Source organism: Halobacillus litoralis (assembly GCF_009856415.1).
Classification (GTDB): Bacteria; Bacillota; Bacilli; order Bacillales; family Halobacillaceae; genus Halobacillus; species Halobacillus litoralis_C.
The window spans coordinates 65582-87497 of sequence record NZ_WMEZ01000006.1 but is presented as its reverse complement, the minus strand read 5'-3'; the positions used below and the strand labels follow the sequence as shown (position 1 = coordinate 87497).

Annotated in this window: 21 protein-coding genes; 5 read left to right on the top strand and 16 right to left on the bottom strand. The window is 45.0% G+C overall.

Features of this window, described 5'->3' with window-relative positions:
- Positions 1-75: 75 nt before the first annotated feature.
- From dnaB to GLV98_RS14590, 4 genes are all read right to left on the bottom strand, one after another.
- Positions 76-1437 carry a replicative DNA helicase gene (gene dnaB, locus GLV98_RS14605; protein ID WP_160916526.1) on the bottom strand — a complete coding sequence of 454 codons (1362 nt, stop codon included), beginning with the start codon at positions 1435-1437 and terminating at the stop codon, positions 76-78.
- Positions 1438-1616: 179 nt separating this feature from the next.
- Entirely contained in the window at positions 1617-2063 is a 447-nt protein-coding gene (gene rplI / locus GLV98_RS14600) for a 50S ribosomal protein L9 (RefSeq protein WP_160910521.1), read from the bottom strand.
- A complete protein-coding gene (locus tag GLV98_RS14595) occupies positions 2060-4033 on the bottom strand; it encodes a DHH family phosphoesterase (RefSeq protein WP_160916524.1) in 1974 nt (657 codons plus the stop codon). Before GLV98_RS14595 ends, rplI begins: the two co-directional genes overlap by 4 nt.
- Before the next feature lie 33 nt (positions 4034-4066).
- Positions 4067-5011: a YybS family protein gene (locus tag GLV98_RS14590; RefSeq protein ID WP_160916522.1), complete on the bottom strand. Its 945-nt coding sequence runs from the start codon at positions 5009-5011 to the stop codon at positions 4067-4069.
- A gap of 163 nt (positions 5012-5174) precedes the next feature.
- Here GLV98_RS14590 and GLV98_RS14585 point away from each other — a divergent pair, with 163 nt between their 5' ends.
- Positions 5175-5990: a histidinol-phosphatase HisJ family protein gene (locus tag GLV98_RS14585; protein ID WP_160916520.1), complete on the top strand. Its 816-nt coding sequence runs from the start codon at positions 5175-5177 to the stop codon at positions 5988-5990.
- Positions 5991-6085: 95 nt separating this feature from the next.
- Here the strand turns inward: GLV98_RS14585 and GLV98_RS14580 are convergent, their stop codons facing one another.
- The 3 genes from GLV98_RS14580 to GLV98_RS14570 form a co-directional block, all read right to left on the bottom strand.
- On the bottom strand, positions 6086-7603 hold the full coding sequence (locus tag GLV98_RS14580) for an AbgT family transporter (RefSeq protein WP_160916517.1): 1518 nt from the start codon (positions 7601-7603) through the stop codon (positions 6086-6088).
- Positions 7604-7814: 211 nt separating this feature from the next.
- The gene (gene serA, locus GLV98_RS14575) at positions 7815-9398 is read right to left on the bottom strand and encodes a phosphoglycerate dehydrogenase (protein WP_160916515.1); all 1584 of its coding nucleotides are present in this window, start codon (positions 9396-9398) and stop codon (positions 7815-7817) included.
- 2 nt (positions 9399-9400) lie between these two features.
- The gene (locus GLV98_RS14570; protein WP_160916513.1) at positions 9401-10561 is read right to left on the bottom strand and encodes a pyridoxal-phosphate-dependent aminotransferase family protein; all 1161 of its coding nucleotides are present in this window, start codon (positions 10559-10561) and stop codon (positions 9401-9403) included.
- Positions 10562-10832: 271 nt separating this feature from the next.
- On the opposite strand from GLV98_RS14570, the gene GLV98_RS14565 reads away from it, so the two are divergent.
- Together GLV98_RS14565 and GLV98_RS14560 are read left to right on the top strand one after the other, a co-directional pair.
- Positions 10833-12506, top strand: coding sequence for a peptide ABC transporter substrate-binding protein (locus GLV98_RS14565; RefSeq protein ID WP_394219350.1), 1674 nt, complete (start codon positions 10833-10835; stop codon positions 12504-12506).
- Positions 12507-12627: 121 nt separating this feature from the next.
- Positions 12628-13257 (top strand): YczE/YyaS/YitT family protein, encoded by a 630-nt coding sequence (locus GLV98_RS14560; protein WP_160916509.1) that lies wholly within the window; start codon positions 12628-12630, stop codon positions 13255-13257.
- A gap of 79 nt (positions 13258-13336) precedes the next feature.
- Here GLV98_RS14560 and hmpA read toward each other — a convergent pair whose 3' ends face one another.
- Complete coding sequence (gene hmpA / locus GLV98_RS14555; RefSeq protein ID WP_202410069.1) at positions 13337-14554, bottom strand: NO-inducible flavohemoprotein; 1218 nt, start codon at positions 14552-14554, stop codon at positions 13337-13339.
- Positions 14555-14736: 182 nt separating this feature from the next.
- On the opposite strand from hmpA, the gene GLV98_RS14550 reads away from it, so the two are divergent.
- Entirely contained in the window at positions 14737-15174 is a 438-nt protein-coding gene (locus tag GLV98_RS14550; RefSeq protein ID WP_160916507.1) for an Rrf2 family transcriptional regulator, read from the top strand.
- Between the two features lie 321 nt (positions 15175-15495).
- Here GLV98_RS14550 and rpsR read toward each other — a convergent pair whose 3' ends face one another.
- The 7 genes from rpsR to GLV98_RS14515 all read right to left on the bottom strand — a co-directional run bounded on the left by rpsR (position 15496) and on the right by GLV98_RS14515 (position 20472).
- Positions 15496-15723: a 30S ribosomal protein S18 gene (gene rpsR, locus GLV98_RS14545; RefSeq protein ID WP_115822996.1), complete on the bottom strand. Its 228-nt coding sequence runs from the start codon at positions 15721-15723 to the stop codon at positions 15496-15498.
- Positions 15724-15744: 21 nt separating this feature from the next.
- Positions 15745-16239, bottom strand: a complete 495-nt coding sequence (gene ssb, locus GLV98_RS14540) for a single-stranded DNA-binding protein (RefSeq protein ID WP_160916505.1) — start codon at positions 16237-16239, stop codon at positions 15745-15747.
- A gap of 12 nt (positions 16240-16251) precedes the next feature.
- Complete coding sequence (gene rpsF, locus GLV98_RS14535; protein WP_089650708.1) at positions 16252-16545, bottom strand: 30S ribosomal protein S6; 294 nt, start codon at positions 16543-16545, stop codon at positions 16252-16254.
- A gap of 138 nt (positions 16546-16683) precedes the next feature.
- On the bottom strand, positions 16684-17781 hold the full coding sequence (gene ychF / locus GLV98_RS14530) for a redox-regulated ATPase YchF (RefSeq protein ID WP_160916503.1): 1098 nt from the start codon (positions 17779-17781) through the stop codon (positions 16684-16686).
- Between the two features lie 477 nt (positions 17782-18258).
- On the bottom strand, positions 18259-18453 hold the full coding sequence (locus tag GLV98_RS14525) for a DUF951 domain-containing protein (protein ID WP_089650710.1): 195 nt from the start codon (positions 18451-18453) through the stop codon (positions 18259-18261).
- Positions 18453-19400 carry a mechanosensitive ion channel family protein gene (locus GLV98_RS14520; protein WP_160916501.1) on the bottom strand — a complete coding sequence of 316 codons (948 nt, stop codon included), beginning with the start codon at positions 19398-19400 and terminating at the stop codon, positions 18453-18455. The genes GLV98_RS14525 and GLV98_RS14520 overlap by 1 nt, the downstream gene beginning before the upstream one ends.
- 52 nt (positions 19401-19452) lie before the next feature.
- Positions 19453-20472 carry a YkvI family membrane protein gene (locus tag GLV98_RS14515; protein WP_160916499.1) on the bottom strand — a complete coding sequence of 340 codons (1020 nt, stop codon included), beginning with the start codon at positions 20470-20472 and terminating at the stop codon, positions 19453-19455.
- An 89-nt stretch (positions 20473-20561) separates the two neighbouring features.
- Here GLV98_RS14515 and yyaC point away from each other — a divergent pair, with 89 nt between their 5' ends.
- A complete protein-coding gene (gene yyaC / locus GLV98_RS14510) occupies positions 20562-21188 on the top strand; it encodes a spore protease YyaC (protein WP_160916497.1) in 627 nt (208 codons plus the stop codon).
- 3 nt (positions 21189-21191) lie between these two features.
- On the opposite strand, the gene GLV98_RS14505 is transcribed toward yyaC, so the two are convergent.
- On the bottom strand, positions 21192-21896 hold the full coding sequence (locus GLV98_RS14505) for a DUF554 domain-containing protein (protein ID WP_160916495.1): 705 nt from the start codon (positions 21894-21896) through the stop codon (positions 21192-21194).
- Positions 21897-21916 lie beyond the last annotated feature (20 nt).

The window sequence follows — 21916 nt, the reverse complement described above, 5'->3', positions numbered from 1 at the left end:
TGATGATATAGATGGCTTCTTTGAAGCTACTCAAAAAAAGCCGCCCGAGACTTTAAGTCTCGGGCGGCTTCCTTTTTACGCCGGTGGTACATCGGCATCGGAATACCGGTGGTCCAGGTCGACGAATTTGTTGTATTCTTTTACAAAGGCAAGGGAAACCGTCCCCACCGGGCCATTACGTTGTTTGGCAAGAATGATTTCAATAATGTTCTGGTTTTCCGATTCCTGATCGTAGTAATCATCTCGGTAAAGGAACCCTACGATATCGGCATCCTGCTCAATCGAACCGGATTCACGCAAGTCAGACATCATTGGGCGCTTGTCCTGTCTTGATTCGACTCCACGGGAGAGCTGGGACAGAGCGATCAACGGAACATTAAGCTCACGAGCCAATCCTTTTAAGGAACGGGAAATTTCTGATACTTCCTGCTGACGGTTTTCCTTGGAGTTGGCGCTCCCTTGAATCAACTGCAAATAGTCGATCAGAATCATACCAAGTCCGTGTTCCTGTTTGAGACGACGGCACTTGGAACGGATTTCGCTGACCCGGATTCCTGGTGTATCGTCAATATAAATGCCGGCGTTGGACAGACTTCCCATCGCCATCGTCAGTTTGTTCCAATCCTCTGTTTCCATCTGTCCTGTACGAAGACGCTGAGCATCAATGTTTCCTTCCGCACAAATCATACGGGAGACGAGCTGATCAGCCCCCATCTCCAAACTGAAGATCGCGACATTTTCATCGGTATGGACCGCTACGTTCTGTGCAATGTTCAAAGCAAATGCGGTCTTACCCATAGACGGACGGGCGGCGATGATAATCAAGTCATTCCGCTGGAAACCAGAGGTGATGTGATCAAGATCGCGGTACCCTGTCGGAATTCCAGTCGTACTTCCGTCGCTGTGGTGCAACTGTTCAATGTTGTCATAAACATCAATCAGTACGTCTTTGATGCTTTTGAAAGCACTGGAATTTTTCCTTTGGGAGACCTCGAGAATGTCTTTTTCTGCGGCGTTCAATACATCCTCTAAGTCCTCTTCTTCTGAATAGCCCGTCGTTACGATATTCGTCGCTGTACGGATCAAACTTCTAAGGGTCGATTTTTCACTGACAATGCTCGTGTAATACTGGATATTCGCAGCTGTCGGCACGGAGTTTGCAATGTCCGTCAAATAAGAAACTCCTCCAACTTCTTCAAGTACCTGGTTGTTGGAAAGAGCTGCCGTTACCGTCACGAGATCGATCGGTTCCCCTTTATCCGAGAGTGAGAGCATCACTTCGAAAATTCGCTGGTGGCTCGCCCGGTAGAAATCTTCAGGAAGAAGATACTCAGCAGCTGTCGACATCGCTTCAGGTTCTAAAAAGACCGCACCGAGTACCGCCTGTTCTGCTTCTATATTATGGGGTGGGGTACGGTCATTCCACATTTCACTCACTGTTGTTCCTCCTCTGAATCTAAAGCACGGATGGCCCGTCCGTCGCAAACAACCACACGTTGTACGGTTATTTTATACATCCTTCCTTTTCATTATGAAAAAGAGGTGTGGGCCAGAAATACAAAACAGAAGCGCCCAATAGCTCCAAAGAATGGATTGGGCGCTTGATCGTTCAAGACTTACTTTTCCTCGACGTGGACTTTGATCGTACCTGTAACTTCTGGGTGAAGTTTCACAGGAACGTTTGTGTAGCCTAACGTCCGGATCGGATCATCAAGCTCGATTTTACGTTTATCGATTTTAATATTATGAGATTTCTTCAGTTGCTCGGCGATTTGCTTACTTGTAATCGAACCGAACAGGCGGCCGTTATCTCCGGATTTCGCTACAAGCTTCACTTCGAGGTCTGCAAGCGTTTCTTTCAAACGTTTCGCTTCCTCGACTTCTTCCTGTGCTTGCTGCTCCACTTTGGCATCTTTGGCTTTTTGTGCTTGGACGTTCCCCTTTGTCGCTTCTACCGCCAAATTGTTTTTCAGGAGGTAGTTGCGCGCGTATCCATCGTTCACTTCTTTGATTTCGCCTTTTTTGCCTTTCCCTTTGACATCCGCTTTGAAAATTACTTTCATTCTGTGTCTCCCCCTTCAAAATATTCATCAATAATATCTTGCAACAATGCTTTCGCATCTTCAATCGTTGTATCTTCAAGCTGTGTGGCTGCGTTCGTCAAATGCCCGCCACCGTTCATCTTCTCCATGATAACCTGAACGTTAATATCCCCGAGTGAACGGGCACTGATGCCGATCCGTCCATCACTCCGTTCAGATATGACAAAGGAAGAAACAATGCCACTCATGGTCAGTAGCGTATCCGCAGCCTGCGCAATGATGACAGGGCCGTAAGTTTCACCACGGTCCCCGGTGGAAATTGCAATACCATCACGGTAAACGGAAGCCCGTTCAATCAGCTTACTTCTGCGAATATAGACATCTAAATCTTCTTTCATGAACTTCTGGACTTGTACGGTATCTGCTCCCTTAGACCTCAAGTATGAGGCAGCATCGAATGTCCGTGATCCTGTACGGAGCGTAAAGCTTTTCGTATCGACGATAATCCCTGCGAGCAGGGCCGTCGATTCAAGCATCGACAATTTCAGTTTTTTCGGTTGGTATTCAAGCAGCTCGGTGACAAGTTCTGCTGTCGATGACGCGTATGGTTCCATATAAACAAGTGTAGGATCAGCGATGAATTCTTCTGCACGCCTGTGGTGGTCGATCACGACGACATGCTCTGTTTTAGAAAGAAGCTTCTCTTCAATAACCATGGAAGGCTTGTGTGTATCTACAACGACAAGCAACGTCTCATTTGTCACCATCTCTAACGCATCTTCTGGTGGGATGAAATAATGCCAGAGATCTTCGTCTTTCTCGATTTCTTCGACCATCCGTTGAACGCCGGTATCAATATCATCGGGATCAAGGACGATGGCGGCTTTCTTGTCGTTTGCCTGGGCTATTTTCAAGATACCGATCGACGCGCCGACCGAGTCCATATCCGGGGATTTATGTCCCATGATCAAGACCTTCTCACTTGCCTGTACAAGTTCTTTCATGGCATGGGAGATCACCCGGGCGCGTACCCGTGTCCGTTTTTCCATCGGGTTCGTCTTTCCGCCATAGAAACGGACTTTTCCTGAATCATCCTTGATGGCGACCTGGTCTCCGCCCCGACCAAGGGCAAGATCGAGACTCGATTGAGCCAGTTCACCGAGTTCTGGAAGGCTGACTGGACCGACACCGATTCCGAAGCTTAACGTCAACGGAACGTTTTGATCTGTAATCAATTCACGGACATCATCGAGAATCTCGAATTTCGCTTTTTCCAGCGTATAAAGAATTTTCTGGTTCATGACTGCTATGAATCGCTCTTGTGACGTCCGCTTCAAGTAAATGCCATAGTCTCCAGCCCACTTGTTCAAAATCGATGTCACTTGTGAGTTGATATGACTTTTGGCGGTGTCATCCATCCCTTGGGTGATTTCTTCATAGTTATCAAGGAAAATGATCGAAAGGACCGTCTGTTCATTTTCATAACGGTTGTGAATCTCTGTCTGCTGTGTCCGGTCAAATAAATAAAGCAGACGTTCGTCCCTTTTGATGATTGTCTGGAATTTATAACCGGCAATCGTGATCCAGACTTCTTCTTCATCATCTTTTACACATGGGATCAGGTGATCAGAGAGTCGTTTTAATGATTCTCCGACAATCGTATCCTCTTCCGTGAATTTGTTCATGTAAGGATTGGCCCACTCGATCGTATAGTTTTCACTATAAAGAACGATACCGATGGGCATTTCTAACAAAGCTTCTTCGCCGACCTTTTTCACCCTGTAAGATAAGGTCGATATATATTCTTCTGTCTCATTGATCATGTTCTGCTCGGTACGGACACTGTAAAAAATGGACGCAGCTAAAAACAGCGTCATCATCAGTCCCAGCATCCATTGATAGTACCAGATGAAGCCAAGCAGAATGAGAGAGATCAAATAAATGATCCACAAGTGTCCGCTCATCGTTGGTTTTTTAAAAAAATTCGGCATTGCATTCAGCTCCTACCATCTTCTTGAGAGCGATCATTCTTTCTTTTCTTCCACACGGTCCCTCATCGGAAATCCTATATCAATTATACCGATTATTCTTACAAGATACATGACGATTTGTGGAAGAAGTATGGAAAATACAACCACAAGAATCGGTATAGCTTTCGACCACTTTTTCTTCCAAGCATAGAAAAAGACGAAAGAGAATCCCTGCAGGACGATCAGTGCTCCCGTCAAAATAAATACATTCACGGCAGCTAAATAAATCAGATCATTGCCATCCATCGTGACATAATTCAAGATCATCGCAATAAAGTAATACCATAATATCGATGTCGGCAGCTTGAAGTTCTTAAAATCCGCGAATCCCATGGACTGATTTTCGATGCGATTGATCAGTTTATAGGTCGTCCATTGGCTGACAAAAGCCATCATCATAGCACTCATCGCCAATATACTCGGGACAATATCCGGGATGAAATCGATCAATTGCCCGATCTCAGCCAAGTCCGTTTCTACTTCTTCTCCATCGAGAAGACCGGAGAAAATCCTTTCAAAAGTACCGTACCCCTGGTTCATCCCGCTTTGCAGTTCTTCCATTAAATTGACGCCAAGAAAGAGTTGCGTGATTAAGAGAATTCCTAGAAGACCGATGACAAACCCAACAGACCCAATGGCAAGAGCTTCATAGGAAGAACGTTTGTGATGCAAAGCGATTCCTAAGAAAAGCCCGCCAATTCCGGCCAGCAAGGTAAAAACTGTAAATAAGGTCGCAAATAAGAGTGTGAAAATGGTGGCGGCCACAAACATGAGGCCCCCTGCTTTTCCACCATAACGAAAACTATAATAAACAAATGGAACAGGCAGGATCATTAATAGTAGTGGTCCCATAACCGGCACAAAAATGATTACCAATAACAATAGCAGATATAGGCCGGTCATTAAAGCCCCTTCCGTCAACCTCTTTGTGTCATTCATGATTGATAAAGCACCTCTATTTCTATCGCGCTTGTCTTAACCTCCCTATTTTAACATATCACCCCCTCATACTTCTCGTATCAAATGCTTCCATCCGCTTCTTCTTGGTGATTTTTTCTGATGTTTGTTATGATGAATAAAATTCGATAGAGGAGGGGCGCACATGCGAACTGATTACCATGTCCATATGGCGGAGACAGGAAACCTTGATGTCGACTACCTACGAACCTACATAACAAAGGCGAAAGAAGAAGGAATCGAAGAATTAGGTATATCTGAACATGCGTATTTCTTTCAGGAAACACGCGACATACTCTCCAACCCATGGGTGGAGAACCGTCGTACGCTTGACTTTGAAATCTATCAAAAGATGTTTGATGAAGCAGCCAAAGCAGAACTTCCGATCAAGATGGGCATTGAAATGGATTACATGCCAGGAAAAGAAAAAGAGATGGAAGCCTTTATTTCTTCCCGTCCTTTCGATTATGTAATTGGTTCCGTCCACTGGATCGATGAATGGGGCATTGACCTTGCCATTTATCGGGATGAATATGAAAAACGGGATTTAAAACATGTCTATCAACAATACTTTGACCGTGTCGTCACCCTTGCAGAGTCAGGCCTTTTTGATTTTGTCGGACATATCGATGTCATCAAAGTGTTCGGCTACCGTCCAGGTGATGAAGAGTTCTTGCAGGAACAATACAAACGTGCAGCGAAAGCCCTCGCGAAAACAGACACGTGCATTGAAATCAGTACGGCAGGCTTGCGAAAGCCCGTTGGAGAACTCTACCCAGATCCTACGCTTCTGCAAATGTGTAAAGATGAAAGTGTTGGAATCGTTCTCTGCTCGGATGCCCACAAACCGGACCACATCGGGTACCGCTATGAAGAAGCGATCGATCTTGCAAAATCCGTCGGTTATACAGAAGTTCATACTTTCTCCAACCGCAAGCGTCAGTTGCACCCCATTGGCTGACCTCGTTTTCAAAAAACGGTTCGGCCCCGAAAAAAAGATGGGTTCAAAACAAACAGAAAAAAGCTCAACGTCACACCGACGTTGAGCTTTTTCCATTAGTATTGAATAGGCGCGCCAGGTCCTACAGGGATTCCTAGGAGAACCCAAACGAGTAACAGCAGCAACCAGCCAAATAAGAAGGCAACGGAATATGGAATCATCATGGAAATGAGTGTTCCAATCCCAAGCTTTTTATCGTAGCGCTGAGCGAACGCGATGATGACCGGGAAATAGAGAAGCAACGGTGTTATCATGTTCGTCACAGAGTCTGCGATTCGATAGAGCAATGTCGTAAACTCAGGAGAATAGCCGAGATTCATCATGATGGGAACGAATACCGGAGCTAAAATCGTCCATTTGGCTGAAGAACTTCCAATAAAGAAGTTGACGACCATCGTCAGTCCAATAAACGTTAAGATGAGCCCGATGCCATCAAACCCTGTGGAGTTCAAAAAGTCTGCACCCCGAAATGCGATGACAGTCCCTAAATTCGTTTCACGGAAATACGCGATAAACTGACCTGCCGTAAAGGCAAGAGCGATATAGCCACTCATACTTGCCATTGTTTTCCCAAGAAGCTTGGTCAGGTCCTTATCATTGGAAATCTCTTTTGTAACGATTCCATAGATCAAACCTGGGACCAGGAATAATAGGAAAATGACGAATACCAAGGCACTAAAAAACGGGGATTCAATATAAGCCCCGTCTCCACGCAACGGACCGAAAGATAAGTAGGCCATGAGAGCAAATGTAATGATAAAGCCTATTCCAGCTAAACGCATCCCTTTCTTCTCAAGAGAGGTCAGTTCGTCGATTTCCCCTTCCTCTTCACCTTCATATTTACCAAGTCTCGGTTCTACGATTTTTTCAGTTACGAGCGTACCAATAAACGTAATTAGAACGACAGAAACAGCTGCGAAGAAGTAGTTCATTGTGACCGTAATCGTTTCTGCATAAGCAGGGTCAATCGTACGTGTCGCTTCAGCAGTCAACTCCTGTAGGATGGCATCAGTTGACGTGAGAGCTAAATTGGCACCAAACCCACCAGACACACCCGCAAAGGCGGCAGCTAATCCAGCAAGTGGGTGCCGCCCAAGTCCTAAGAAAAGGACAGCTCCAAGTGGTGGAAGTACCACATAACCGGCGTTGACCGCCACACTGGACATGACTCCGGCAAAAACTAGAGCGGCTGTCAACAATTTTTGAGGAAAGGAAAACACAATTCCCTTCAAGGAAGCATTAATCAAACCTGTTTGTTCAGCAAGACCAATGCCGAGCATGGTCACAAGGACAGCGCCAAGCGGTGGAAACCCGATAAAGTTATCGACCGCACTGTTGAATATATAATTCAGTCCACTCAAACTGAAAAGGTTTTTCACCTCTACGGCTTCTCCTGTCGTCGGATTCGTGACAGATACACCGGCAAAGATTCCCGAAATAATAACTACGATAAATGCTAATATAGCAAACAGCAACAATGGAGACGGAAGCTTGTTCCCCAGCCATTCGATGCCATCTAAAATACGGAATAAAAACCTACGACCAGATGAAATCTCTGTTCTGTTTTCCTTCATTATATACCCTCCCCATAAAGTCTATGTGTTTAGTCGGGATTAAATTTAACAAGAGAAAGTCTCAAAGTCAAAGCTTCTGTTCTAGGTATTACAAAATAATAAAATGCCATCGCTTTTTTCCATAATAAAAAGACAAACCTGTCGAGGTTTGTCTTTTCCATCTATTAAGTAATCACGGATTTTCGGATGAGCAACTCAAGTCTGGATATCATTAAATGGTCAAACACTGTACTTTTTTGATATCTGCAATCTGAGCAAGCTTATCGTTACAATTCCCTTCAACCGGTTTGTCTACTGTCAGCACCATGACAGCTTCTCCACCTTCATTCGTACGGCCAACCTGCATGGTTGCAATATTGATTTCATGTTCGGCAAGTAAACTCCCCACGCGACCGATCGCACCTGGCTGGTCGGTGTGGCGAATAACGACGAGATGACCCTCTGGAACAACATCAATGGAATACTGATCAAACTGGACGATACGTGCACCTAAACCGTTCAACAGCGTACCGGCAAGGCTGCGTTTTTCCTGATCTGTCTCGATTTCAACGGTAATCAAGTTCGTGAAACCTTTCGTTTGGGTCGACTTCTGCTCATTTACCGTGATCCCTTTATCAGAAGCTGTTTTGAACGCATTGACATCATTCACACGTTCACCGATATGGCGTTTCAATATCCCTTTGACGGCGATTCGTGTGAGTGGCATCGTATCAACTTCAAGTAAATCGCCACTATAGTAGACATTCACACGCTCAAGTGTGCCTTCAACCACTTTTGATAAAAAAGCGCCCAAACGTTCAGAGAGCTTAAAGTAAGGAGAGAGCCTCTCCATCATTTCTGATGATACGGAAGGCAGGTTAACCGGGTTCTTCACTGTACCTCCACGCAATAGTTCCAACACATCAAAGCTGACGTCCGTCGCGACGTTTTCCTGTGCTTCAATCGTACTTGCTCCGAGGTGAGGGGTGGCAATCACTTCCGACAAGGATAGCAGCGGATGCTCTGTCGCAGGCTCCTCTTCAAAGACATCAAGCGCAGCCCCAGCGATCTTCCCTGATTGGATTGCTTCATAAAGCGCATTTTCTTCAACAATACCTCCACGGGCACAATTCAATATACGCGCTCCCGTCTTCATCATGGCAATGGCCTCTTCATTGATCAGATGCTTCGTCTTTTCAATCAGAGGGGTATGAACAGTCAGGAAGTCTGCCTGTTTGAGGACTTCCTCTAATGACCCATGCGTGACTCCTGCTTTTTCAGCTTTTTCTTCATTTAGGAACGGATCGAACGCGATCACTTTCATGCGGTGACCTTTAGCACGCTGGGCGACTTCTCGACCGATCCGACCGAACCCGACAATGCCGAGCACTTTATCTTTCAACTCAACACCGACGAATTTTTTACGTTCCCAGCGCTTTTGCTGGAGTTGATGATAAGCTTGCGGGATGTTCCGAGCTAATGACATGAGCATCGCCATCGTGTGTTCGGCTGTCGAGATCGTATTCCCATCTGGAGCATTCACGACGATGACGCCGTTTTCCGTTGCCGCATCAAGATCGATATTATCGACCCCTACCCCTGCACGACCGATAATCTTCAAATGAGGGGCATGTTCAATGACTTCTCTTGTCACTTGCGTCTGGCTTCTTACGATCAGCGCTTCTGCCGATCCGATTTCCTCCAACAATTGCTCATGAGATAGGTTCGGATTCATGACGGTTTCGATATCTTCCGCCTCTAATAGAGGTCTGATTCCATCTTCACTCAGTGGATCACTAATTAATACGCGGTGCATCTCTATTCCTCCCTTGTACGTTCCAAATAAGCGGCTTGTGCAGCTGCCACACCCGCTCCCGGTTCGAATTCATGACCTAAGCGTTTCAAGACGATTTCAAGAATTCCTATATATTGAAGAACATTGGCAGGACGGCAGAATCCCATGTGTCCAATCCTGAATATTTCACCCTTCATATGCTTCTGTCCGCCAGCTAAAATGAGCCCGAACTCTTCATTCGCCACTTTTCGGAGTTGTTCTGCCTCAAAGGATTCTGGTCGGATCGATGTTACGGTCGCTGAAGCATCTTCGTCAGAGACCAACAAAGGCAGGTTCAGAGCACGACAAGCGTCCCGTGTCATTTCCTTCATTGTTTGGTGCCGTTCAAAAACCCGATCTAAGCCTTCCTCTTCCAACAATTCAAGGACCTGCTGGAGACCGAAAAGAAGGGAAAGAGCAGGTGTGAAAGGGGTCTGGCCTCCTTCAAGCTGTTGACGGTATTTCCGTAAATCTAAATAAAAACGAGGACGCGGATTTTCATCAATGACAGACCAGGCCTGTGCTCCGACAGCCAAAAACGCAAGTCCCGCAGGAAGCATCATCGCTTTTTGTGAACCTGAAACTAAGATATCGATTCCAGACTGATCCATTTTCACTTCAGCGCCCCCGATAGAAGAAACCCCATCGACGATCACAAGTGCGGAACTCATAGATTTCACACGTTCAGCGACTTTTTCCACCGGATGCATGACACCTGTCGATGTTTCACAGTGGGTAAGGAATACGGCCTTCGTATCGCGATGTTCTTGAAGAGCTTCTTCCACTTGGGCAACCTCGACTGCTTTCCCCCATGGAACCTCAACGCGTACCACATCCAATTCATACGTCTCACATATTTGGGCAAAACGATCTCCGAATGCTCCAGCGACCACCACGATCACTTTTTCCCCGGGCTTGGTCGTGTTTACAACAGATGCCTCCAAAGAAGATGTACCACTCCCTGTAACGACAAGCACCTCACCCGATGTCCCGAACACCGGCTTCAACTTAGGAGCAATAGCATCGATTAAATCTTTGGCCTTCCCTCCACGGTGACCAATCATCGGTTGATTCATGCTCCGCTCTACACTCGGTGGAATCGGCGTCGGACCAGGGGTGTGCAACAAATCCCATTCACGTTTCATACTTCCTTCAACCTCCTCTATATTCAGTGATTCACTTTTCTCCATAGATCCTTTTATGCTTTAGAAAAGCAATGATATTCTCTAATCCTATCAAAGAAAGAACCATTGTCAATTAAATTAGAAAATTCCGTTTATCGACGTTTTTTTCTTATTTTTATCGAATAAAGGACTTTGATTTTTTTCTTTTTTATCTGTATAATTCAAAAAGTAATTATTTTTAGAAAATTAAAAATAGGGGGAATTCACTTTGAGAAAGCATCTATTGGTGTTAATGGCACTGATGTTCGCACTGTTCCTTGCAGCTTGTAGCGGGGGAGACAGCGAAACATCAACAGACACAGGTGAAGAAAACACGGATGAAACATCTGAAGAAACAACTGAACAGTCAGACGAGGGAGAAGCTTCAGGAGATCAGGAAATTACCGTAACAGCGAAAAGTGAGATCCCTAGCATGGATCCATCTCTTATCACAGATTCTGTCGGATTCCAGTGGGCTGGGGAGACTTATGAAGGGCTCTATCGCCTGGATGAGAACAGCCAGCTTGTAGACGGAATGGCAGAAAGCTCTGAAGTGAGTGAAGATGGACTAACATGGACATTTAAATTGCGTGATGCGGAATGGTCCAACGGCGACCCTGTTACCGCACAAGACTTCGTATATGCATGGAGAAGAGCTGTCGACCCAGAGGTTGGCTCTGAGTACGGTCCTTACTTCCTTGGAGGCATCATTAAAAATGCCCAAGCGATCAGTGATGGCGAAGCAGAACTTGAAGACCTTGGCGCTACAGCAAAAGATGATAAAACTCTTGTTGTCGAACTTGAAAAACCTGTCCCATACTTCAAATCCATGACGGTATTCATTACGTTCATGCCTTTGAACCAGAAGTTTGTAGAAGAGCAGGGCGACAAGTTCGCTACAGAAGCTGAATACACGATTTCCAACGGCCCATTCCAAATGACGGAGTGGAACCACGGCGAAGGCTGGACTGTTGAGAAAAGTGATACGTACTGGGATGCAGACACTGTTCAATTAGAGACGATCAATGCAAAAGTAATTAAAGAAGTTTCTACAGGGGTCAACCTTTATGACACTGGTGAGATTGATCAGACAGAACTGAACGCTGAATTCGTCGACCAGTACCGCACGAGCGACGCTTTCAACGTTGCGGAAAAACCATACTTATACTTCTTCAAGTTCAACCAGGAGAATAATGAAGCTCTTGCGAATGCAGACATTCGTAAAGCAATTTCATACGCAATCGACCGTCAGTCTCTCGTTGACGTCATTTTAAATGATGGATCTGTACCAGCAGAAGGCTATGTTCCATCAAACTTTGTATCTATGCCGAACAGTGACCAAGACTTCCGTGAAGCTCAAGGTCCGTTGGTAGAATATAACGTTGAAAAAGCAAAAGAACATTGGCAGAAAGGCCTGGAAGCTCTAGGTACCGATTCTGTTGAAATCGAACTTCTTGGTGATGATACAGGAACTTCCAAAGACGTTCTTGCCTACTACAAGAACCAATTGGAAGAAAACCTTGAAGGCGTGACCATCAACTTGATGGAAGTACCATTTAAAGAACGTGTCCGTCGTGACAACGAAGGCGAATTCGAAATGGAAGCTGCTACATGGGGTCCAGACTATGTTGATCCGAACACTTACTTGAACATGTACCTTACAGATGGTCAGAACAACAACATGGGCTACTCCAGCGAAGAATATGACGCGTTGATCGAAAAGGCGAACGGCGAGTATGCTCAAGAGCCTGAAAAACGTTATGAAACATTCTTGGAAGCTGAAAAACTACTTCTAGAAGAAGATCAAGCGGTAGCTCCAATCTATCAGGATGCAAAAGCTCAACTGTTCCGTCCAACCATCAAAGGTGTCTTCACAACAGCCACAGGTCCAGAATTTGAATTTAAGTGGGCTTATGTAGAAGAATAAACGAATCACACAAACGGCAGGGATATTCCCTGCCGTTTTTTTACATTCATAGCCTTGAAATTTCCCGTCTATTCACGATATAGTCTCCTAAGGTATGAAAAAAAGAAAGGAGTGGATGGACATGAAGCGCATCTATATGAGGACGATGTATTATACGGTAGGCATTATGATTATGACCCTTGGCATCGCGTTGACCATCCAGTCTGCACAAGGTACGTCTCCTTTTGATGCTCTTCTCGTCGGTCTGCACCGGACGTTCGGATTGACGATCGGGAGTTGGGAGATCGTCGTCGGTTTCAGCATGATCGTATTTAATGCCATTGCAGAAAAGAGACGACCAGAGCTCCTTGCTTTAGCCACATCTCTTTTAACAGGAATCGGTATCGATTTTTGGGTCTTCACGATCCGCGATACAATTCATCCGGATGTATTCTGGACGCAAATGATCTGCCTTGTTGCTGGAATGATCATTGCAGGCTTCGGTATTGCGCTTAACCTTCAAGCAGACTTCGCCCCGAACCCATTCGACCGGATGATGCTCGTTGTCAGTAAACTCACAGGTTGGAACGTATCTATCTCGAGGGCACTCATCAGTATCCTTCTTGTAATTCTTGCTTTCATCTTCAGCGGGGCAATCGGCATAGGGACTGTAATGATTACGCTGTTCAGTGGTCCAGTCATTCAAGGGTTCATGGGGCAAATCAACAAATTCGATCAGCGCCTGCAGCCCGTGGCCCCTTCCTGTTCATAAAAGACAAAGACTAAGGGGCTTATGGGAATTTGTCCTGATAAAAAAAGAGGCGGAATCACAATGTGATTCCGCCTCTTTTTTATAACTCTCCTTGAGGTCCAAAAAACTCATAATGAACACGATCTTCAGGAACACCCCAACGATTCAGCATGCCATAAACAGCCTTCATGAACCCTTCTGGTCCGCAGAAGTAAAATTCCGCATCCTCAGGAACAACCGTCTTCAGCCAATCAAGCGTAATATAGCCTTCTGATTTGTGCAGTCCTTTCAACACATCTCTCTCCTCAGGCTTTTCGTAAATGAGATGAGCCGTCCCCGGTTTCGAATTTTCAATTTCCTCTTTAAACGCATGAACACGGCCGTTTCTAGCAGCGTGAATGAAATGAACCGGTCGATCCGGCTGGGCCTTCTCCGCATATTTCCACATGCTCATCAAAGGAGTGAGACCTACACCACCACTAATTAAAACAAGTGGCCGCTTATGGTTATCCAAATAAAAGTCGCCTGCTGGGGCACTAACAGGGATCGAATCCCCAGGGTTCACTTGATCATGTAACCAGGAAGAAACCATGCCATCAGGGTGATTCAAGAGCCCTTTTTCTTTTTTAACACTAATTCTGTAGTATGATTTTCCCGGGGCATCAGAAAGGCTGTACTGTCTAAGGTGCGTATAGGTTTCCCCTGGGATTTCTGCCTTGATGGTTAAATACTGACCAGGTTTGTACGTAGGTAATGCTTTTCCGTCTTTTGGTTCCAAATAGAAAGAGGTGATCTCCTCACTCTCTTTAACCTTATCTACCACATCGAATAAGCGGTAGCCGGTCCAGCCACCTTTTTGCTGTTCTGCTTCCTCGTACAACTCTTTTTCCACCCCAATAAAAGCATCCGCAATGACACCATAAGCTTTTCCCCACGCTTCGATAATGTCATCGTTAGCCGCATCCCCAAGGACCTCTTTAATGGCTTTTAATAAGTATTCTCCTACAATCGGGTAATGTTCCGGTTTTACGTTTAGACTACGGTGCTTTTCGGCAATCTGTTTAACACGCGGCAAAATGACCTCGAGTTGATCAATGTATTGAGCAGCTGCATAAACCGTATTGGCAAGCGCCTTTGGCTGATCCCCCGCACGCTGGTGTGTCTGGTTAAAAATATTTTTCAACTCTGGGTGATCTTCAAACATCCGCTTGTAAAAGTGACTCGTAATCGCTTCTCCATGTTCTGCTAGTACAGGAACGGTTGATTTAATCGTTTTTATCGTCTGTTGATCGAGAATTTCAGTCGCCTTCGTAGACATACTTAAAAACCCCTTTTATTAATTGATGTATTTTATATACATCTTTATTATAAGAAGTTCCCCCATGCAAAAGCAATATTTAAAATACATCTTTTGTGACAGAATACAAAACATTCCCATGTAAGACAGCCAGGACGGATTATGATAAGATAATAAAAAAACAAAAATGAGGGTTAGAATAGATGCGTCTCAAGAAATACACCGATTATGCTCTGAGAGTTCTGATTTTTACTGCATCGAAACGAGATGGCGAGCTTGCGAATAAAAAAGAGATTTCCGAGGTATTTCACATATCCGAAAATCATTTAGGGAAGATCATCCACGAGTTGAATAAACTAGAGTTGATTGAAACCCTCCGGGGACGCTCCGGTGGCATCCGCCTGGCGAAAGACCCAGCAGACATCAACATAGGAAGCGTTGTCCGTGCTATGGAAGACGATTTTCACTTGCTCGAATGCTTTGACTGTGCCACCAACTATTGCGTCATCACCCCGGCATGTAAGCTGAAAGGCGTCCTTCACGAAGCCTTACGGGCTTTTCTAAGCGTACTAGATAAATATACACTGGAAGACTTGCTGACGAACAGACAAGAGCTGAGAGCCTTAATGGGACTCAAATAATATAAAAAACACGGCTGCTTTTCCAAATTTGGAGAAGCAGCCGTGTTTTTTCAACAGGGGAAAATTATTTGTTGCGTAATAGCTCCCTATTCTTGAAGACTCAGTTTCGAGATGTTTTTGAGTGGATGGGGCTGCGGGGAATAGCTCGAGGAGGCTCATCACTCGCCCACGGAAAGCGAACTGTTTCCCTCCGCCCTTAACTCCAACAAAAGTCTCGAAATCAAATCTTCCACAATCCTGCATATTCATTAATAAGAAATAAACATATAAAAAACCCCTTGAGGGCTCATGAGAGCTATCAAGGGGTTTGCGACGCTACTCTTACTCTGTAGTGTAAGGAAGTAGGGCCATTGTACGAGCGCGTTTGATCGCTTTCGTCAATTTACGCTGATATTTTGCAGACGTTCCAGTTACTCGACGAGGAAGAATTTTTCCACGGTCAGAGACGAAACGTTTTAGCAAATCCACATCTTTAAAGTCGATGTGTGTAATTCCGTTAGCTGTGAAGAAACACACCTTTTTACGTTTTCCGCGTCCACGACGTGCCATGTAGCATTCACTCCTTTCTATTTAGAATGGTAGATCATCATCTGATATATCGATTGGCTCCCCATTATCTGCGAATGGGTCGTCATTTCGTTGGTTATTATTGTTGTTATTAGAACCGAAGTTGTTTCCTGATGGTTGTTGATTCTGATTTGGTTGGAATCCTGAACCTCCACGGTTACCGCCACCTTGGGAAGCACCTTTGGATTCTAGGAACTGCACGCTATCTGCAACAACTTCTGTTACAAATACACGCTTACCTTCTTGGTTATCGAAGCTGCGGGACTGTAAGCGTCCGTCAACACCGACAAGACTACCTTTACTCATAAAGTTAGCCAAGTTCTCAGCCGCTCGTCTCCAAACGACACAGTTAATGAAATCGGCATCGCGATCTCCTGAGTTGTTGGAAAATGGACGGTTTACGGCGATAGTAAAGTTGGCGACAGCTACTCCGTTTGGCGTATAGCGTAAATCAGGATCCTTCGTCAATCTGCCGGCTAATACGACACGATTTAACATCAGAACCACTCCTTATTTGTCATCTTCACGTACAGCGATGTGGCGGATAATATCATCCGTGAACTTCGCTTGACGGTCGAATTCGTTGATTGCATCACGTGTACCTGTGAAATCAACTGTTACATAGATCCCATCACGGTAGTCGTTAATTTCGTAAGCAAGACGACGCTTGCCAACTTCTTTAACTTCTTCAATCTCCGCTCCGTTATCTGTTAGGATTTTGCTGAAACGATCTTTGACAGATGTTTTCGCTTCCTCCTCGATATCTGGGCGGATGATATACATGATTTCGTATTTTCTACTCATCCGTTTTCACCTCCTTATGGACTTGACGGCTCCTTTTCTATCAAAGGAGCAAGGAGTAATCTTCATTGAATTACTCACAATTTAGTATTGTATCAAAGTTGTCCAAGATTTACAACCTTTTAACGGAAGGATCCTCGCTTATACGTTGAAACGGAAATGGATAACGTCGCCATCTTTCACTAAATACTCTTTACCTTCTAAACGGACACGACCACGATCGCGGGCAACAGCCATGGATCCTGCATCAACGAGATCATCATAAGAGACCGTCTCTGCACGGATGAACCCACGTTCGAAGTCTGTGTGAATGATACCGGCTGCCTGTGGGGCTGTCATGCCTTCTTTAAATGTCCACGCACGGACTTCCTGCTCACCAGCCGTAAAGTACGTGGCCAGCCCAAGTAAGTTGTAAGTAGCTTTGATCAGTTGATCAAGGCCGGATTCTTCAATCCCAAGATCCTCAAGGAACTCTTCTTTTTCTTCGCTATCAAGCTCAGCGATTTCAGATTCGATTTTGGCACAAACCACGATGACTTCTGCATTTTCTTTTGCTGCAAATTCGCGAATTTGTTTCACTCGATCGTTATCTGCTTCACCGATTTCATCTTCACTTACATTCGCCACATAGAGGATAGGCTTTGAAGTCAATAGATGAAGGCCTTTGACGATCTTTTCTTGATCGCTGCTGAATTCGACTGCACGGGCAGGGGTTTCCTCCTCCAATGCTTCTTTCAATTTTTCAAGCACTGCATACTCTGCAACTGCTTCTTTATCCTTTTGACGTGCCATTTTAGCAACACGATCCATGCGCTTCGACACGGTTTCAAGGTCGGCCAAAATCAGCTCAAGGTTGATGGTTTCGATATCGGTAATCGGGTCGACCTGACCGGATACGTGGGTGATGTTTTCATCTTCAAATGCACGTACCACGTGACAAATCGCATCCACCTGGCGAATATGGGATAAGAACTGGTTTCCTAGACCTTCCCCTTTACTCGCGCCTTTGACGATTCCCGCGATATCTGTGAATTCAAAAGCTGTCGGTACAGTTTTCTTAGGGTTCACAAGCTCGGTCAACTTATCCAGACGACTATCCGGGACTTCCACGATCCCGACGTTCGGATCAATTGTGGCGAACGGATAGTTGGCAGACAAAGCGCCTGCTTGTGTAATTGCGTTAAATAACGTAGATTTCCCTACGTTCGGTAAACCTACGATTCCTGCTGTTAGTGCCATATGAGACTTTCACTCCTTAAGGATTTACATACATGCATGTTAGTCCACTTAATTATAGATTCTGTACTTGAAAATAACAACCTATGCAAAAACGGGAAAGCTTCGGATAATTCTCCTAAATAACTCCTTTTTCTACAGTAACAATTCAATATTTATAGAGAAAGAGAAGAAGAACGATCTTTTTATTTGGTTTGCAAATAACTTTTTTGGTATCGGTATGAAAAACCGGTGAAGGGTACCGGGTACGCATTTTTCTCGTTCTGTACCTGGTACCCACAAGTGTTCCATGAGTACCAGGTTTCCTGTTCAAATACTCACAAATGCACGTTAGTGGCGTCCGAGTGTGGTACATTGGTGTATGGGTATGGGTGCCAGGCACCGACAATCAAGCTACATGGACCAGACTTTCTGTTCATAAATTCACATGAAAAATCCCCATAAGAAAATCCCCCTCCGAGTTACAGAAGGGGGAGGGGATCACTCACTTGTCTCAAGAACTTTTTTCATCTTCGTTTCGAATTTCTTGCGAGGTACGAGCACGCTGTGGCCGCATCCCTCACATTTAATTCGGATGTCTGCACCCATACGGATGATCTTCCAACGGTTCTCGCCGCAGGGGTGAGGTTTTTTCATCTGAACAATATCATTCAACTCATAGGATTTATCAGCCATCAGGAAACTCCTCCTTTTTCTCCTTGATCCAAAGGCTCGTTCGGCTCTTCGTCACGTGAATACATCACCATACGAGGGAATGGAATCTCGATTCCTTCCGCATCGAGTCTGTTCTTCACTTCTTTGCGGATCACCCGGGCCATTGCCCAGTGCTCCATTGGATTCACTTCACATATGATACGCATGACGACATCCGATGCCCCAAGTGTTTGGACGCCAAGCAGTTCAGGGACATTCAGCATCGATTCATATCGTTGCGGCATTTCTTTCAATAATTCCTGAATCACTTTTTCAGCGGCTTCAATGTCCTCCTCGTAAGCGATGCTTACATCAACGACGGCAATGCTGTTATGCACAGAAAAGTTCGTCACCTGTGTGACATTCCCATTAGGAAGGATATGAACTTCCCCTGTCCACGCCTTTACTTTCGTTGTTCGGAGACCGACTTCCTCAACAAAACCCTCTACGCCAGAAGTCTGGATATAATCCCCGACAGAGAACTGATCTTCAAAAATGATGAAGAAACCAGAAATAATATCACGGACAAGGTTCTGCGCCCCGAAACCGATGGCAAGACCTGCCACACCAGCTCCGGCAAGTAAAGCACCGACTTCAAAGTTGAACGTTTCAAGAATCATGATGAAGGCCATAAAGTACACAACATAAGACATTGTGTTCAAAACCAATTTATTGAGCGTGGCTTCTCTTCGTTCAGTAATCCGAAAAGGCCCGCGCCTTTTGTTGGCAAAAAACTGGGTGATGACTCTCCTTCCAATTCGAATGATTAAAAAGGAGACCAATAAAATTAGAGCAATACGAATCGCCCCGAAAGCTACGGAAAACCATAACTCAGGTCCCGTAACGTAGTCCACCACCTGCTCCCATTTCGTTTTTGCATCCTCTACCGCCGTTTTCGCATCATCTACTACATTTGTAGCCCCGGCCACCGCTTTCCCCCCTGTTTCCGTCTATGAATATGACATCTATTCTAACAGGTTTCTAGCGAATTTTGAATCGGGAAAGAAGGGGGTATAAAAGAAGGGAAACTAAAACATAAAGGTTCAGGATGCCGTATAACGGATACAAATATTCAATGAGTGTCGAGAATCCGAATGATGTAAAAGGAAGCATGAGAGCGATGACCGCCATCGCCAGAATCCAAAGGGGTTGTCTCACGTATTCTCTGAATCTCGTTACAAGTCCGAGCGTCCCTGAGGCAGCCGTTGTAAAGATCGCGATCCAAAGCATGAGCGACATGAAAAGCATCATTTCATACGGGTAATGTTTTAAAATCGCGAAAAGGGGGATTTCATACAAAATGATGTCTTCCGATATTTGGATCAGGCTGTTGTTGTAAAGATAAGAAACCGCTCCAAGAATAACCCCACTGCCGACACTTGCAATCCAAATTTCCCCTTTGTTTCGAACTTGGTTACCGATGGCACCTAGAACAGCGATAAGTGGAAGGATGTTCAACGCTGTAAACGGAAAAGCCGACATCCAGTTGCTCATCTCATGGACATGTCCAAAAAGAGACAGCTGTTGATCCCTGATAAACAAAATCAAAACGAACAGAAGCCCTGATATGAGCAGGGGAAGCACAAAGCTGTTCACGATGACAATCCCTTTCACATCCCAGACGAACAAAAGAATCAGAGGAATAACAATAGCAAGAACGCCAATTCGATAGGAAAAGTTGAAAGCCTGCCACGTGGCGCCGCTTCCTGCCAGCATGATGACGGTCGTTGTAAAAAGATAAATGATGATCATCCAGTCATAGACACCGGTCAAGTGTTTACCGACAACTGCCCGGAGAACGGGTAAATAGTGCCCGGTTTGTTTCTTGAAACTGATATCCAGTATAGCTTTACATGAAAAGATGAACATGAGAGAGAACAAGAGAATCGCCAAGCTGCTATCATGTCCAAAAAACTGCCAAAGCTCTCTTCCAGAAGCATACCCGGCACCAATCATTGTCCCTATGATTAAGAACATCCACTTGAACCCTGCTTTTAACATGACCGTTCCTCCACATCTATGTATTTGTCACGTATAGAACCGCGGACAACCTTATATACTGTTACTACTATGTGTCTGGAGGAGAAGCTATGAATTTCAAGGACAAGTTTTCAAAAGAAGAGAAACGCGTAAACACCGACGATCCAACCATGAGCGATTTGTTGAGCACTTACTTGCAAGAATGGCTTCCACCTTCCAAAGATATCGTAATCGCCTGTATCGGCACGGACAGATCAACAGGAGATTCCTTCGGGCCTTTGGTGGGTTCGATGCTCCACGATCATGCACTAGAAACGTTCCATATATATGGCACACTTGAGGAACCTTTGCATGCATTGAATCTGAAGGAACGATTAGCTGAAATCAGGAGAAACCATCCGAGCCCTTATATTCTTGCGATTGACGCATGCCTTGGTAAATCATCATCAGTCGGATCTGTTGTGCTTGGGAAAGGTTCGTTAAACCCGGGATCGGCATTAAAAAAAGACCTTCCGCCTGTAGGTCAACTACACATTAGCGGAATGGTCAATGTCAGTGGATTTATGGAGCATGTGGTCTTGCAGAATACAAGACTGCATGTCGTGATGCAGATGGCAGCAAAAGTAGCGGCCGCTATCCAATTAACTGAAGCGAAAAGGAAGCAGGTTCATATGGAAACGAAGCCTTTCCACACGTTCACAACATCTTCCACAAACTTCAAAAAAAGCATTCAATGACGCTTAAAACCATTCGGCAATCGTCAAAATGATGCCGACCGTAAGTAAAGCTGGTAATAAATTCGCCACACGGATTTTGGTCAATTTCAACAAATTCAGGCCGATGGCTACAATCATCAAACCACCGGTTGCCGTCATTTCAATAATAAACAGGTCGAGCATATGCTGGGGGATCCAGTTATTGATTTGTGTGGCTAAAAGGGCAATGGATCCTTCATAAAGGACGACGGGAATAATGGAAAAAATCACGCCGATGCCAAGGGTGGACGTCAGCACAAGAGAGACAAAACCATCAATGATTGCTTTTGTGATCAACACTTCATGATCATTACGGAGTCCACTGTCAAGCGCACCGATCACGGCGAGAGCACCGATGACAAAAATGAGCGAAGCGGTAATAAAACCTTGAGCAACACTTGAGGTTTGATTGGGCTTTGTAAATTTTCTTTCAATCCAGCGACCGATGTATTCAAGCTTATCTTCCAGATGGATCGCCTCACCGATGATTGCACCAGAAAGCAAGCTGAGCAGGACGATGACGATGTTTTCTGTTTCAAACGCCATTTGCAGGCCAATTAAAAGGACGACAAGCCCCACACCGCTCATAACCGTTTCTTTGTACCGCTCCGGAATCTTTGTGAAGAAAAGCCCTAGCAATGTACCGACGAATATACACAAACCGTTAACTAACGCTCCAAATAAAACCATTGCAATCTCTCCATTATCTT